The sequence below is a fragment of the Leclercia sp. Colony189 genome, from assembly GCF_009740165.1.
Taxonomy (GTDB): Bacteria; Pseudomonadota; Gammaproteobacteria; order Enterobacterales; family Enterobacteriaceae; genus Enterobacter.
Genome location: NZ_CP046557.1, coordinates 771124 through 785916 on the forward strand (window position 1 = coordinate 771124; position 14793 = coordinate 785916).

Below are 14793 nucleotides of genomic sequence, written 5' to 3' on the forward strand. Positions count from 1 at the left end.
AGAAAAAAGGAGTCACCATGACGGGAATAACGCTGGCGGACGTGGCAAAACGGGCAGGCGTATCAACTGCAACGGTATCAATGGTGCTGTGCAACAAAGGGCGGATCTCCCAGGCCACGCGGGAGAAAGTACTCAGGGCGCTGGACGAGACGGGCTACGTCTATAACCAGACGGCGGCTAATCTGCGCAACCGGCGAAGTAACCAGGTCGGGCTGCTGCTTCACGATATTACCAACCCCTTCTACGGCGAAATGACGGCGGGGCTGAGCCACGAGATGGAGCGCCACGACCTGCTGCTGTTCCTGGCCAACAGCGAAGAGTCTTCATCGCGCCAGCAGAAGTTTGTTGATTCACTGATGCGCAACAACGTCTGCGGCATGGTGCTGTGTGCCGCGCGCGAAACGCCGCAGGCCTTTTTTGATGGCCTGAAGCGCCGCACTATTCCGGCGATTATGGTGGTGCGCCCGCTGAACGATCCAGATTTTGATTTCGTTGGCACTGATAACTTCCTCGGCACCCAGTTAGCCACGGAGCATCTGTTGCGGATGGGCCATCGCCATATCGCCTTTATCGGAGGAAGCGCGCGCTCCGGCTCGCGGGCGCAGCGCCTCGGGGGATTTACCAGCAAGCTGCTGGAGTATGGCGTAACGCCGAATCCGGAGTGGATCGTCACCGCCCAGGCCAGCCAAAGTGACGGGGCGCGCGTTGCGCTGGCTCTGCTGTCGCGCCATCCGCAGATCACAGCGGCTATCTGTTACCAGGACATCGTGGCGCTGGGCGTTATGCAGAGTTTACGCAAGCTGGGGCGCGAGCCGGGCAGTGATTTTGCGCTGGTCGGGTTCGATGACATTACCGAAGCGGGACTGGTTCAGCCTGCGTTAACCACGGTCTCCGTGGCCGCCAAAGAGATCGGTCGTAAGGCGGGCGAGCTGCTCTTTAGCCGCATTCAGGGGAATGACGAGCCGCCAAAGCGGATCATCCTGCCCCCTACGCTGGTGGTGCGTGAATCGTGCGGTTTTCGCTGACACCTATGTTTTTTACTGATATCTGACCCGTTTTATCATTAAATTCTAATTATCGGCGTTTTCAGATGGCGGCAATCTTGCTGGCTGGTTACTCTGGAAACGATTTACATCATTTTAACGTAAGAGAATAACTATGCATGATGCACAGGTCCGTGTCGCAATTGCGGGCGCGGGTGGCCGTATGGGCCGTCAGTTAATTCAGGCTACGCTGCAGATGGATGGCGTTGCGCTTGGCGCCGCGCTGGAGCGCGAAGGCTCTTCTTTATTAGGCGCGGATGCCGGTGAGCTGGCAGGCGTGGCTAAGACGGGCGTTACCGTGCAGAGCAGCCTTGATGCAGTAAAAGATGACTTTGACGTGTTTATCGATTTTACGCGCCCGGAAGGCACGCTGCATCACCTGGCGTTTTGCCGCCAGCACGGCAAGGGCATGGTGATCGGCACCACCGGTTTTGACGATGCGGGCAAACAGGCGATTCAGGATGCGGCGAAAGTCATCCCTGTCGTATTTGCGGCCAACTTCAGCGTGGGCGTGAACGTGATGCTCAAGCTGCTGGAGAAAGCGGCGAAGGTGATGGGCGACTATACCGATATCGAGATCGTTGAAGCGCACCATCGCTACAAAGTGGATGCACCGTCAGGTACGGCCCTGGCGATGGGCGAGGCGATTGCCCAGGCGATGGATAAGGATCTGAAAACGTGTGCCGTCTACACCCGTGAAGGTCATACCGGCGAACGCGTTCCGGGCACCATTGGTTTTGCCACGGTGCGTGCCGGTGACATTGTAGGCGAACATACCGCGATGTTTGCCGATATTGGTGAGCGCGTTGAAATCACCCATAAGGCTTCCAGTCGTATGACTTTTGCAAATGGGGCTGTACGTTCTGCTATTTGGTTGAAAGGCAAAAAAGATGGTCTTTTTGACATGCGAGATGTGCTTGATCTTAACAACTTGTAATCATAGTTACCCTTCGTGATGTGGTTATTGCAGTCGTAATTAATTGATTGCACAGGGCAATATTTTATTGCCCTTTAATTTTTAAGTCTTTGGCATGATTTTTATATTAACTTCCCATAAATCTTCTTTTTCACCTCTATTTTTGTTTCAAACTTGTGAATTTTGACCAAATGGTCCACTTTTTTGGACCGCAACGGCAGTTCTAACAATAAAATGGGTTAGCAAGCGTTTTCCCAGGTGATTTAGTTGATCTTTTTGCCCGTTAACAACTCTCTTTCCCACCAGTGGCATAAAAATGACAGACAAAACCCACTTTTTGAGTTGACTTTCCCCTGCTTAATCTCCAGAATGCCGCCGTTTGCCGAAAATCCACTGGCAGCAGATTTGCATTGATTTGAACCCTGGTTATGAATTAATATGCAAATAAAGTGAGTGAATATTCTCTGGAGGGTGTTTTGATTAAGTCAGCGCTATTGGTTCTGGAAGACGGAACCCAGTTTATCGGTCGGGCCATTGGGGCAACAGGTTCGGCGGTTGGGGAAGTCGTTTTCAATACTTCAATGACCGGTTATCAAGAAATCCTCACTGATCCTTCCTATTCCCGCCAAATCGTCACTTTAACTTATCCCCATATTGGTAATGTCGGCTCTAACGCCGCTGATGAAGAGTCCTCCCAGGTCCACGCACAAGGTCTGATCATTCGTGACCTGCCGCTGATTGCCAGTAACTACCGCAGTACTGAAGACCTCTCTTCCTACCTGAAACGCCATAACATCGTGGCGATTGCCGATATCGATACCCGTAAGCTGACGCGTCTGCTGCGTGAAAAAGGTGCCCAGAACGGCTGCATCATCGCTGGCGACAACCTGGATGCGGCTCTGGCGCAGGAAAAAGCCAAAGCCTTCCCGGGTCTGAACGGTATGGATCTGGCAAAAGAAGTGACCACCGCTGAGTCCTACAGCTGGACGCAGGGTAGCTGGACGCTGGCTGGCGAACTGCCGGAAGCGAAAAAAGAGGAAGAGCTGCCGTTCCACGTGGTGGCCTACGACTACGGCGCCAAGCGCAACATCCTGCGTATGCTGGTGGATCGCGGCTGCCGCCTGACCGTTGTGCCGGCCAAAACCCCGGCAGACGAAGTACTGAAGATGAACCCGGACGGGATCTTCCTTTCTAACGGCCCGGGTGACCCGGCACCGTGCGATTACGCTATCGACGCGATTAAAACTTTCCTTGAAACCGACATTCCGGTATTCGGCATCTGCCTCGGCCATCAGCTGCTGGCGCTGGCGAGCGGTGCGAAAACCGTGAAGATGAAGTTCGGTCACCACGGTGGCAACCACCCGGTGAAAGATATCGACAACAACACGGTAATGATTACCGCACAGAACCACGGTTTTGCTGTCGATGAAGCCTCCATGCCTGCCAACCTCCGCGTCACGCACAAGTCGCTGTTCGATGGCACCTTGCAGGGCATTCATCGTACCGACAAACCGGCGTTCAGCTTCCAGGGACACCCGGAGGCAAGCCCAGGCCCGCACGATGCCGCGCCGCTGTTCGATCACTTCATCGAACTTATCGAGCAATACCGTAAGACCGCTAAATAATCAGGAGCCGAGAAGACCATGCCAAAACGTACAGACATAAAAAGCATCCTGATCCTTGGCGCTGGCCCGATCGTTATCGGCCAGGCCTGTGAATTTGACTACTCTGGCGCCCAGGCGTGTAAAGCCCTGCGTGAAGAGGGTTACCGCGTTATTCTGGTGAACTCCAACCCGGCCACCATCATGACCGACCCGGAGATGGCCGATGCGACCTACATCGAGCCGATTCACTGGGAAGTGGTACGCAAAATCATCGAAAAAGAGCGTCCGGATGCCGTACTGCCAACCATGGGCGGCCAGACGGCGCTGAACTGTGCGCTGGAGCTGGAGCGTCAGGGCGTGCTGGAAGAGTTCGGCGTGACCATGATTGGTGCCACCGCCGACGCGATTGATAAAGCGGAAGACCGCCGTCGCTTCGACGTGGCAATGAAAAAAATCGGCCTCGACACCGCGCGTTCCGGTATTGCACACAATATGGAAGAGGCGCTGGCGGTTGCCGCTGACGTGGGTTATCCGTGCATCATCCGTCCTTCCTTCACCATGGGCGGCACCGGCGGCGGTATCGCTTACAACCGTGAAGAGTTCGAAGAGATTTGTGCCCGCGGTCTGGATCTTTCTCCAACCAACGAGCTGCTGATTGATGAATCACTGATCGGCTGGAAAGAGTATGAGATGGAAGTGGTGCGTGATAAAAACGACAACTGCATCATCGTCTGCTCTATTGAAAACTTCGACGCCATGGGCATCCACACCGGTGACTCCATCACCGTGGCACCCGCCCAGACCCTGACCGACAAAGAGTACCAAATCATGCGTAACGCCTCGATGGCGGTACTGCGTGAGATTGGCGTCGAAACCGGCGGCTCTAACGTGCAGTTCTCGGTTAACCCGAAGAACGGTCGTCTGATTGTTATCGAGATGAACCCGCGTGTATCCCGCTCCTCTGCGCTGGCATCGAAAGCCACCGGCTTCCCGATTGCCAAAGTGGCGGCGAAACTGGCGGTAGGTTATACCCTCGACGAGCTGATGAACGACATCACCGGCGGTCGTACTCCGGCCTCGTTCGAGCCGTCTATCGACTACGTTGTGACCAAAATTCCTCGCTTCAACTTCGAGAAATTTGCCGGTGCGAACGACCGTCTGACCACCCAGATGAAATCTGTCGGCGAAGTGATGGCCATTGGCCGCACCCAGCAGGAGTCCCTGCAGAAAGCGCTGCGCGGTCTGGAAGTGGGCGCCACCGGTTTCGACCCGAAAGTAAGCCTGGATGATCCGGAAGCCCTGACCAAAATCCGTCGTGAGCTGAAAGACGCGGGCGCCGAGCGTATCTGGTATATCGCCGACGCCTTCCGTGCGGGCATGTCCGTCGATGGCGTCTTCAACCTGACCAACATTGACCGCTGGTTCCTGGTGCAGATTGAAGAGCTGGTGCGTCTGGAAGAGAAGGTGGCAGAGCTGGGCATCAACGGCCTCGACGCTGACTTCCTGCGCATGCTCAAGCGTAAAGGCTTTGCCGACGCGCGTCTGGCTAAACTGGCGGGCGTACGCGAAGCGGAGATCCGCAAGCTGCGTGACCAGTACGACCTGCACCCGGTCTACAAGCGTGTGGATACCTGTGCGGCAGAGTTTGCGACCGACACCGCCTACATGTACTCCACCTATGAAGACGAGTGCGAAGCGAACCCGTCCGTTGACCGCGACAAAATCATGGTGCTGGGCGGCGGTCCAAACCGTATCGGCCAGGGCATCGAGTTCGACTACTGCTGCGTACATGCCTCCCTGGCGCTGCGCGAAGACGGTTACGAGACCATTATGGTCAACTGTAACCCGGAAACCGTCTCGACCGACTACGACACCTCCGACCGCCTCTACTTCGAGCCGGTAACGCTGGAAGATGTGCTGGAAATCGTGCGTATCGAGAAGCCAAAAGGGGTTATCGTGCAGTACGGCGGCCAGACTCCGCTGAAGCTGGCCCGCGCGCTCGAAGCGGCAGGTGTACCGGTTATCGGTACCAGCCCGGACGCGATTGACCGTGCGGAAGACCGCGAACGTTTCCAGCACGCCGTTGACCGTCTGAAGCTGAAACAGCCGGCTAACGCCACCGTTACCACCATTGAGCAGGCGGTTGAGAAAGCCAAAGAGATCACCTACCCGCTGGTGGTGCGCCCCTCTTACGTGCTGGGTGGCCGCGCAATGGAGATCGTCTACGACGAAGCCGACCTGCGTCGTTACTTCCAGACGGCGGTCAGCGTCTCTAACGATGCGCCAGTCCTGCTGGACCGCTTCCTGGACGATGCGGTAGAAGTGGATGTGGATGCTATCTGCGACGGCGAAAGAGTGCTGATTGGCGGCATCATGGAGCACATCGAGCAGGCGGGCGTGCACTCCGGCGACTCCGCATGTTCTCTGCCAGCCTATACGCTGAGCAAAGAGATTCAGGACGTGATGCGCGAGCAGGTGCAGAAACTGGCCTTCGAGCTGCAGGTACGCGGTCTGATGAACGTGCAGTTTGCGGTGAAAGACAATGAAGTCTACCTGATTGAAGTGAACCCACGTGCGGCACGTACCGTCCCGTTCGTCTCCAAAGCCACCGGTATCCCGCTGGCGAAAGTGGCGGCGCGCGTGATGGCTGGCCAGACGCTGGCGCAGCAGGGCGTAACCAAAGAGATTATCCCGCCGTACTACTCGGTGAAAGAGGTGGTGCTGCCGTTCAACAAGTTCCCGGGTGTTGACCCGCTGTTAGGGCCAGAGATGCGCTCAACCGGTGAAGTCATGGGCGTGGGCCGTACCTTCGCGGAAGCGTTCGCCAAGGCGCAGTTGGGCAGTAACTCCACCATGAAGAAACGGGGCCGTGCGCTGCTCTCCGTGCGCGAAGGCGACAAAGAGCGCGTGGTGGACCTGGCGGCGAAGCTGCTGAAGTATGGCTTTGAGCTGGATGCGACCCACGGCACCGCGATTGTGCTGGGTGAAGCGGGTATCAACCCGCGTCTGGTGAACAAGGTGCATGAAGGTCGTCCGCACATTCAGGACCGTATCAAGAATGGCGAATATACCTACATCATCAACACCACCGAAGGGCGCCAGGCGATTGAAGACTCCAAGCTGATTCGCCGCAGCGCGCTGCAGTACAAAGTGCACTATGACACTACCCTGAACGGCGGTTTTGCGACAGCGATGGCGCTGAACGCGGATGCCACCGAGAAGGTGATTTCTGTGCAGGAGATGCACGCGCAGATTAGCAAGTAACAAGCCTGTTATCGTAGGGCGGGTAAGCGAAAGCGACGCCGGGCAAATGGCGGGTGGCGCTTCGCTTACCCGCCCTACGATGGCTGCCTCCCTCTTCAGAACCTTCTGCTTTCTCATCTCCCATCAGTCAGTTAGCCTAAAATTATCAGGTCGATAATTAAATCCAACTGAAAAGCAGGGAGAACACCATGCGTAAGAATCTTTTGCTGACTTCAATTTTTACTGCCGCAGCACTATTTACCGTTGCAGGTTGTTCCTCTAACCAGGCGGTGAAAACTACTGACGGTAAAACCATCGTCACCGACGGAAAACCGCAGGTAGATGACGATACTGGAATGATGTCTATTGATAATGCCGAAACCGGTCAGACGGAACAGATTAACCGCGATCAGGTGAAATCCATGGGTGAACTGGATAACTGATAAAAAAATGCAGTGGCCTGCGCCACTGCATCGGTTGTTGCGGTAACAGGATTACCAGCGGTGATTTAACAGGATATGACCGCCATAGGCGTCGTAGCTGTTTTCGCCCCATTCGCCGCTGGCGCGCAGCGAGATCAGGGTGGTCTCGTTCAGCTTGCCCGTTACGCCCAGCTCCAGCTGTGCGCGGTCGTCCGGGGTATCGTTGCTGAAGGTTTCGCCGTTGAAAGCGATGTCGTTCTGTCCTGCCCCTTTCAGCCAGTTAACTGCCACATAAGGCTGCCACGCCTGAACATCTTTCTGGTCAAAGTAGCTGGATTTCACCCCTACGCGGCCAAGTACGCTGTCGTTATCAAGGGTAGAGATCCGTACGCCGTCGGCATCCTTATGATTTTCCTGGTCCAGGTAGCTGTAAATCGCCTGAATTTGCGGCTCGATTTTCCAGGTTCTCTCGTTTTCTGAATCAACAATCCAGGCATGGCCCGCTTCCAGCGACACGGCAAAACCGTGGCTGTTGTAAGATTCATTGTCGCGCCCATCGCTTCTCAGGCCGTTGTGATACCAGCCGTAAGAGGCCCAGCTGTCGATATAGCTGCCTTTACGCAGCTTCTGATCTTCCTGCCAGGTGGCGTAGACGCCAACGTTCACACCATCGACCTTGCCGTGCGCGGAACGGTGGCTGCCGGTAGAGGTGGAGTCGGTTTTCGCCTGGCCTGCGCCAAACATCATCCCACTATGCAGAACACCAGTATCCATCTGCTTGCTGATGAAATCGCTGCCAACCTGCATGACGTACTGGGTCGTGTCATAGTTTACTTTTCCGCCTGCCACGTCATTGTCGTGATAGCGGCCTTTGACATACATCCAGGTATTGAGATCCTCACCATCGCGCAGCGTCAGCTGATCGCGATCGTCACGTTTGTGCAGGAACATCCCCTGGGCTGCCAGGTAGTTACCCATATAGGCGCCGACTTCAGGGGCCATGTTAGACGGTGCTGGTGGGGTATAGCCACCATCATCAGGGTTGGTATTGTTGCCGTTATCATCCGGCTCTGGTGCCGGCTGAGGGGCTGGCGTTGGGTCTGGCGTTGGATCGGGTGTTGGCTCGGGCGCAGGGGAAGGCGAAGTGTTCGCAGATTCCAGGTACCAGTTACCGTCGGTGTGCTTGTTCAGGCTGTATTCCCAGGCACCGGCAACAACAGGTCGGGAAAGGGAGAATGCGGCGTCGGAGTTACCACTAACTTTGACAACCTGCATACCGTTAACGGTTTGCGCACCCAGACCACCGATATTCGAGATGCGGATACCGGACTGGCCGGCGCTATCACCGGTAATGGTCAGGTGATCGGTAGCAGAATCATCCTCTCCCAACACGCTGTTCATCAGGATCTGGCTACCGCTCGTCCCGGTATAGTTGCCGTTAATGACGAATCTGTTGCCGACGTGGTCATTAAGACCATTGACCTGCAGCGTACCGCTGTTGGTCACATTACCGTTGATGGTATTCGCAGTTGAAGGCGTTACGCTATTGCCAGAGATGGCATTCCAGGAGGCGAGGGTACCGCCGTTAAGAATATTGATGTTGTTATTAACGGTTCCGGCGCTGGCAAAGGTTGCTCCATTGCCAACGGTGACGGTAGCGGTATTGCCGCTGGTGCCCAGGGTTGCGCCTTCTGCGATCAGGGTGGTACCGCTATTCAGTAGGGTATTGCCGGTATAGCTGTTATTGCCGGTCAGGGTTAACAGATTAGCATCGATTTTTTTAACGTTGCCGCTGCCGGTAATATCCCCTGCGAAAACAGAGTCGGAGCCCTGGTTGAACGTGAAGGTGCCGTTATTGGTCAGGGTGCCGGTCAGAAAGCCTGTTTGGTCACCATTACCCAGCTGAAGATGGCCTGCCTCTGAAATCAGGGTATTACCGGCGTCGTTTTTTACGATGCCCGCCAGAGTCAGTTTACCTGAGTTGATCTTAATTGAGTCACCCGCGCCGATAATATCGATGTTGCCGGTCAGTGACCAGTCAGTACCGTCCATAGACAGCGAAGCAAAGCCATCACCTGCGTTCAGGCCGCGGAAATTGCTGTCTTCTGAGCCGCTATCCAGTAACGCTAAGGTGTTTGTTGTGGAATTGGTGGAGATGACATCGCCATCAAGCACAGATCCTTGCCCCAAAGTCAGCGTATTAGCCTGGGTACTCTCAAAGGTAATTGCACTTTCTGAACCTTTTATCAGGCCATTATTTCCTATATTAAGTCTGTGATTACCCGTGACGACAACACCGTTAACATCAGCCTCGATCTGCCCCCGATTATTAAGATTACTTTTGCCTGAAGCATCAAGCAGGATACCGTTATCGGTGCCGCCTTTTAACATTCCATCATTATCAATGATGACACTGGCACCGGAGGTGAACGCGGTTTTACCCTGGATCGTACCGGTATTTGCGATGTTGACGTTACTTGAATCTTCATGAATTTTAATACCGTATTCTGCCCCCAGAATTTTACCGGCGTTGTTTATGTCCCCACCCATATTTTCGACATAAATTCCGGTGGCACCCGTGGATTCGATTAATCCACTTTGCTGGTTATTTATGATTACTTTTTGTGAGCCAGTAGCGATAAGCATTCCATCGCCTACGCCAGACACTTTCCCATAGTTCGTGACACCGTCAATTACCTGCCCTTTGACCGTAACAGTGGGCATGTCAGTGGAATTGGTAATGCTGACATCTTCAGGAATGATGTATGTATTATCTGATGAAAAAGTCTGTGGGGCATCCGTGTTGTCATTAATTATGATTTCTGCGGATACCATTAACGGGGTAAATACTATTAATGCTGATAAAGCTGGAAAAATATTTTTCAACGATGCCGTTGTCTTATTTAATTGAGGGGTTTTGCTTGTCATTGTCACATCCGTTTTGTGATTTAAGAAAGCGTATTTTAGTAATGAGGTGATTTTTTGTAAATCACTGCTTTTTAATGGTGTATTATTAATATTAAGTTAACCAATTGAGTTGTCAGAGGTTTTTTTATGAATGGTGTTTTTAAATTATGGATTAAATTCATTTTATTGATAATGTTTTTGCATTAATCCAAAGAGAATAATCTTAATGCTAAATATGATGTTTATTTTTTATGGAATTAATAAAAATAATAGATTTCCAAGCAAAGCCATTTACCAATCTTTGCGGTTAATGCCAGCAAGGCCAGAGACCCCTTCAAACGCCTCGCTTTCCTGACTACACTGACAGTCACAACAAGAAAGCCGTTTACCCAGGTTAATCATGATACTCATTATCTACGCCCATCCTTATCCGCACCATTCGCATGCGAATAAGCGAATGCTCGATCAGGTAAAGACGCTGGAGGGTGTAGAAATCCGCTCGCTCTATCAGCTCTATCCTGACTTTAATATTGATATCGCCGCAGAGCAGGAGGCGATTTCCAGAGCCGATCTCATCGTCTGGCAGCATCCGATGCAGTGGTACAGCACGCCTCCGTTGCTGAAACTGTGGATCGATAAAGTCTTCTCGCACGGCTGGGCGTACGGTCATAACGGGAGAGCGCTCAAGGGTAAAAGCCTGCTGTGGGCGGTGACCACCGGTGGCGGCGAAAGCCATTTCGATATCGGTTCCTTCCCCGGCTTTGAGGTGCTGGCGCAGCCGCTGCAGGCGACCGCGCTCTACTGCGGGCTCAACTGGCTCCCGCCATTTGCTATGCACTGCACCTTCGTTTGCGACGACGAAACCCTTCAGGCGCAGGCGCGCCACTACAAACAACGTTTACTCGACTGGCAGGAGGCGCACCATGGATAGCCATACGCTGATTCAGGCGCTGATCTATTTGGGGGCCGCGGCGCTGATTGTGCCGGTTGCGGTGCGTCTGGGGCTGGGGTCGGTGCTGGGCTATCTGATTGCCGGCTGCGTCATTGGTCCGTGGGGTTTCCGGCTGGTCACCGATGCCGAGTCGATTCTGCACTTTGCGGAAATTGGCGTGGTGCTGATGCTGTTCGTGATTGGTCTGGAGCTGGATCCGCGTCGCCTGTGGAAACTGCGCGCCTCGGTATTTGGCGGCGGGGCATTGCAGATGCTGGCCTGCGGTCTGCTGCTGGGCGGATTCTGCATCCTGCTGGGCATGGACTGGAAAGTGGCGGAGCTGATCGGTATGACGCTGGCGCTCTCATCCACGGCGATCGCCATGCAGGCCATGAATGAACGTAACCTGACGGTTTCGCAGATGGGGCGCAGCGCCTTCTCAGTGCTGCTGTTTCAGGACATCGCCGCCATTCCGCTGGTGGCGATGATCCCGCTGCTGGCCGCTTCCGGGGCGTCAACTACCCTGGGCGCCTTTGCCCTTTCGGCCTTGAAAGTTGTCGGGGCGCTGGCGCTGGTGGTCCTGCTCGGGCGGTACGTCAGCCGGCCGTTGCTGCGTTTTGTCGCCCGCTCCGGCCTGCGCGAAGTCTTCAGCGCCGTGGCCTTATTCCTGGTCTTCGGCTTTGGTCTGATGCTGGAAGAGGCCGGGCTCTCTATGGCGATGGGGGCGTTTCTGGCAGGCGTTCTGCTGGCGAGCTCCGAGTACCGCCACGCCCTGGAAAGCGATATCGAGCCCTTTAAGGGGCTGCTGCTGGGGCTGTTCTTTATTGGCGTGGGGATGTCGGTTGATTTCGGGACGTTAGTCACCCATCCGCTGCGCATCGCGATCCTGCTGGTGGGCTTCCTGGCCATTAAAATGCTCATGCTCTGGCTGGTAGCTCGCCCGCTGAAGGTTCCCGCGAAACAGCGGCGCTGGTTTGCGGTGCTGCTGGGGCAGGGGAGTGAGTTTGCCTTTGTGGTGTTTGGCGCGGCAAACATGGCAAACGTGCTCGATCCCGAATGGGCGAAGGCGCTGACGCTGGCGGTGGCGCTGTCAATGGCGGTAACCCCGCTGCTGCTGGTGGTGCTGACCCGTCTCGACGCTGCCAACAGTGGTCAACAGCACGAGGCTGATGAAATTGATGAAGAGCAACCGCGGGTCATCATCGCCGGGTTTGGTCGCTTCGGTCAGATTGCGGGCCGTTTGCTGCTCTCCAGTGGGGTAAAAATGGTCATCCTCGATCACGATCCCGATCATATTGAAACCTTGCGTAAGTTTGATATGAAGGTCTTTTATGGCGATGCCACCCGCGTGGACCTGCTGGAATCCGCCGGGGCGCACAAGGCCGAAGTGTTGATCAACGCGATAGACGATCCGAAGAACAGCCTGCAGCTGGTTGAGCTGGCGAAGACGCACTTCCCGCATCTGAAAATCATCTCCCGCGCGCGCGATATCGATCACTACATCAAACTGCGTCAGACAGGTGTCGATGCCCCGGAGCGTGAAACCTTTGAAGGCGCGCTCAAATCCGGACGGCTGGCGCTGGAGAGCCTTGGCCTCGGGGCATATGAAGCCCGGGAGCGGGCCGATCTGTTCCGTCGCTTTAATATTGAGATGCTGGAGGAGATGGCGGAAATGGCGGAGAACGATGCCAAATCCCGCGCGGCAGTGGTTAAACGCACCAGCGCCATGCTGACCGAGATCATCAATGAGGATCGTAATCACCTCTCACTGACCCAGCGTCATGGCTGGCAGGGAACGGAAGAGGGTAAGCATACCGGCGATCCGCACGATGAGCCGGAGAGCAAACCTGTAGCGTGAAGAGGGGTTGCCAGCAAATATAAAAAATTTCCTGTTCTTTACTCTGCCGCCAGTCGACGAAAGATTAAGCTTTCCGTATAGTGGCGGCAATTTTTTGCATCCGGGAAATAATCAATGATCAGTCTGATTGCGGCGCTTGCGGTAGATCGCGTGATTGGTATGGAAAACGCCATGCCGTGGAATCTGCCTGCCGATCTCGCGTGGTTTAAACGTACAACGTTGAACAAGCCGGTAGTAATGGGTCGCCTGACCTGGGAGTCAATCGGGCGCCCGTTGCCGGGCCGTAAAAACATCGTAATAAGCAGCCAACCCGGCACGGACGATCGTGTTGAGTGGGTTAAATCCATCGACGAAGCCATTGCTGCCTGCGGCGATGCTGAAGAGATCATGGTGATTGGCGGGGGGCGTATCTATGAGCAATTCCTGCCGAAAGCGCAGAAACTATATCTGACCCACATTGATGCTGAAGTGGAAGGGGATACCCATTTTCCGGACTACGATCCTGACGAGTGGGAATCGGTGTTCAGCGAATTCCACGACGCGGATGCGCAAAACTCGCATAGCTACTGCTTCGAGATCCTTGAACGCCGCTAATGTGGTTACTGCACCTTTCCCGCCGGGAGAGGTGCAGCGCTCTTCTACGACGCTACGGCTTCATTTTCATCCAAATCCAGATGCCGGTTCGAAGGCTGCATAAACCAGGCTTTATCTTCCCAGCGCAGACAGGTGAGTTCTCCCCCCCAGCAGCAACCCGTATCCAGCCCATAAATGCCTTCAGGCGTGCCTTTCCCTTCCAGCGATGCCCAGTGGCCGAAGACGACACTGTACTGCTCCGTTACCGGGCCAGGGATTGCAAACCACGGCTTGAGCGGCGTCGGCGCGTTTTCCGGCACATCCTTGCAATACATATCCAGCTGACCATTCGGGAAGCAGTAACGCATGCGGGTGAAGGCGTTCGTGATAAAACGCAGGCGCGCAACGCCGCTGAGCTCCATGCTCCAGTTGTTGGGCATGTCGCCATACATCGCATCGAGGAAGAACGGGTAAGAGTCGCTGGCGAGCACCGCTTCGACGTCCCGGGCACACTCTTTGGCGGTTTGCAGATCCCACTGCGGGGTAATGCCCGCGTGCGCCATCACCACTTTTTTCTCTTCGTCGATCTGCAGCAGCGGCTGGCGACGCAGCCAGTTAATCAGCTCATCGGCGTCGGGCGCTTCCAGCAACGGCGTGATCCTGTCTTTCGGTTTATTGCGGCTGATCCCGGCGTAGACCGCCAGGAGATGAAGGTCGTGGTTGCCGAGGACGATCCGCACGCTGTCGCCCAGCGATTTGACATAGCGCAGGACTTCCAGCGAGCCAGGGCCGCGGGCAACGAGATCGCCCGTAAGCCACAGCGTGTCTGTACCTGGGGTAAAATCCACCTGCTTTAGCAAGGCGATCAGTTCATCGTAGCAACCGTGAACGTCGCCAATGAGATATGTAGACATGTTTAGTGAATGAGTGTTGGTACAGCCAGACGGAAAACAGGAATGGCAACGCGGAATGCATTGCCCTCGGTATCGACCATTTCATAATGGCCCTGCATGGTTCCCAGCGGCGTCTCGATTACTGCACCGCTGGTATACTGATACTCTTCGCCGGGCGCAATGTGCGGCTGTTCACCCACCACACCTTCGCCCTGCACTTCAATTTCACGGCCATTGCCGTTAGTGATAAGCCAGTAACGCCCCAGCAGCTGGACAGGGGTTCGCCCGAGATTGCGAATGGTCACGGTGTAAGCAAAAACAAAACGTTCTTCATCCGGTGTGGATTGAGACTCGATGTAAAGGCTTTGCACCTGAACACATACGCGGGGCGAATTAATCATGG

Annotated in this window: 12 protein-coding genes; 9 read left to right on the plus strand and 3 right to left on the minus strand. The window is 54.9% G+C overall.

Annotated features, from left to right (window positions below; genetic code table 11):
* Positions 1–17 precede the first annotated feature (17 nt).
* The 5 genes from GNG29_RS03710 (at position 18) to GNG29_RS03730 (ending at position 7249) form a co-directional block, all read left to right on the plus strand.
* On the plus strand, positions 18–1025 hold the full coding sequence (locus GNG29_RS03710; protein ID WP_103178225.1) for a LacI family DNA-binding transcriptional regulator: 1008 nt from the start codon (positions 18–20) through the stop codon (positions 1023–1025).
* A 133-nt stretch (positions 1026–1158) separates the two neighbouring features.
* On the plus strand, positions 1159–1980 hold the full coding sequence (gene dapB / locus GNG29_RS03715; RefSeq protein WP_103178226.1) for a 4-hydroxy-tetrahydrodipicolinate reductase: 822 nt from the start codon (positions 1159–1161) through the stop codon (positions 1978–1980).
* Between the two features lie 455 nt (positions 1981–2435).
* A complete protein-coding gene (carA, locus tag GNG29_RS03720; protein WP_103178227.1) occupies positions 2436–3584 on the plus strand; it encodes a glutamine-hydrolyzing carbamoyl-phosphate synthase small subunit in 1149 nt (382 codons plus the stop codon).
* 18 nt (positions 3585–3602) lie between these two features.
* Positions 3603–6827, plus strand: coding sequence for a carbamoyl-phosphate synthase large subunit (gene carB / locus GNG29_RS03725; RefSeq protein WP_103178228.1), 3225 nt, complete (start codon positions 3603–3605; stop codon positions 6825–6827).
* A 188-nt stretch (positions 6828–7015) separates the two neighbouring features.
* Positions 7016–7249, plus strand: coding sequence for a YgdI/YgdR family lipoprotein (locus tag GNG29_RS03730; RefSeq protein WP_103178229.1), 234 nt, complete (start codon positions 7016–7018; stop codon positions 7247–7249).
* A gap of 51 nt (positions 7250–7300) precedes the next feature.
* Here GNG29_RS03730 and GNG29_RS03735 read toward each other — a convergent pair whose 3' ends face one another.
* Positions 7301–9778, minus strand: coding sequence for an autotransporter outer membrane beta-barrel domain-containing protein (locus GNG29_RS03735; protein WP_231736641.1), 2478 nt, complete (start codon positions 9776–9778; stop codon positions 7301–7303).
* A gap of 190 nt (positions 9779–9968) precedes the next feature.
* Here GNG29_RS03735 and GNG29_RS23270 point away from each other — a divergent pair, with 190 nt between their 5' ends.
* From GNG29_RS23270 to folA, 4 genes are all read left to right on the plus strand, one after another.
* On the plus strand, positions 9969–10139 hold the full coding sequence (locus tag GNG29_RS23270) for a hypothetical protein (RefSeq protein WP_231736585.1): 171 nt from the start codon (positions 9969–9971) through the stop codon (positions 10137–10139).
* A gap of 396 nt (positions 10140–10535) precedes the next feature.
* Complete coding sequence (gene kefF, locus GNG29_RS03740) at positions 10536–11066, plus strand: glutathione-regulated potassium-efflux system oxidoreductase KefF (protein ID WP_103178231.1); 531 nt, start codon at positions 10536–10538, stop codon at positions 11064–11066.
* Complete coding sequence (kefC, locus tag GNG29_RS03745; protein WP_103178232.1) at positions 11059–12924, plus strand: glutathione-regulated potassium-efflux system protein KefC; 1866 nt, start codon at positions 11059–11061, stop codon at positions 12922–12924. The genes kefF and kefC overlap by 8 nt, the downstream gene beginning before the upstream one ends.
* 114 nt (positions 12925–13038) lie before the next feature.
* Complete coding sequence (gene folA / locus GNG29_RS03750) at positions 13039–13518, plus strand: type 3 dihydrofolate reductase (protein WP_103178233.1); 480 nt, start codon at positions 13039–13041, stop codon at positions 13516–13518.
* Between the two features lie 44 nt (positions 13519–13562).
* Here folA and apaH read toward each other — a convergent pair whose 3' ends face one another.
* Positions 13563–14411, minus strand: coding sequence for a bis(5'-nucleosyl)-tetraphosphatase (symmetrical) ApaH (gene apaH, locus GNG29_RS03755; RefSeq protein WP_156653904.1), 849 nt, complete (start codon positions 14409–14411; stop codon positions 13563–13565).
* Between the two features lie 2 nt (positions 14412–14413).
* Positions 14414–14791, minus strand: coding sequence for a Co2+/Mg2+ efflux protein ApaG (apaG, locus tag GNG29_RS03760; RefSeq protein ID WP_103178235.1), 378 nt, complete (start codon positions 14789–14791; stop codon positions 14414–14416).
* Between the last annotated feature and the right edge of the window lie 2 nt (positions 14792–14793).

Excerpts from the sequence above, each read along its gene's own strand:
- folA (WP_103178233.1), top strand. The coding sequence starts at position 13,039 with ATGATCAGTCTGATTGCGGCGCTTGCGGTAGATCGCGTGATTGGTATG.
- apaH (WP_156653904.1), bottom strand. The coding sequence starts at position 14,411 with ATGTCTACATATCTCATTGGCGACGTTCACGGTTGCTACGATGAACTG.
- kefC (WP_103178232.1), top strand. The coding sequence starts at position 11,059 with ATGGATAGCCATACGCTGATTCAGGCGCTGATCTATTTGGGGGCCGCG.
- apaG (WP_103178235.1), bottom strand. The coding sequence starts at position 14,791 with ATGATTAATTCGCCCCGCGTATGTGTTCAGGTGCAAAGCCTTTACATC.
- kefF (WP_103178231.1), top strand. The coding sequence starts at position 10,536 with ATGATACTCATTATCTACGCCCATCCTTATCCGCACCATTCGCATGCG.
- dapB (WP_103178226.1), top strand. The coding sequence starts at position 1,159 with ATGCATGATGCACAGGTCCGTGTCGCAATTGCGGGCGCGGGTGGCCGT.
- GNG29_RS03730 (WP_103178229.1), top strand. The coding sequence starts at position 7,016 with ATGCGTAAGAATCTTTTGCTGACTTCAATTTTTACTGCCGCAGCACTA.
- GNG29_RS03735 (WP_231736641.1), bottom strand. The coding sequence starts at position 9,778 with ATGGGTGGGGACATAAACAACGCCGGTAAAATTCTGGGGGCAGAATAC.
- GNG29_RS23270 (WP_231736585.1), top strand. The coding sequence starts at position 9,969 with ATGCTGACATCTTCAGGAATGATGTATGTATTATCTGATGAAAAAGTC.
- carB (WP_103178228.1), top strand. The coding sequence starts at position 3,603 with ATGCCAAAACGTACAGACATAAAAAGCATCCTGATCCTTGGCGCTGGC.
- GNG29_RS03710 (WP_103178225.1), top strand. The coding sequence starts at position 18 with ATGACGGGAATAACGCTGGCGGACGTGGCAAAACGGGCAGGCGTATCA.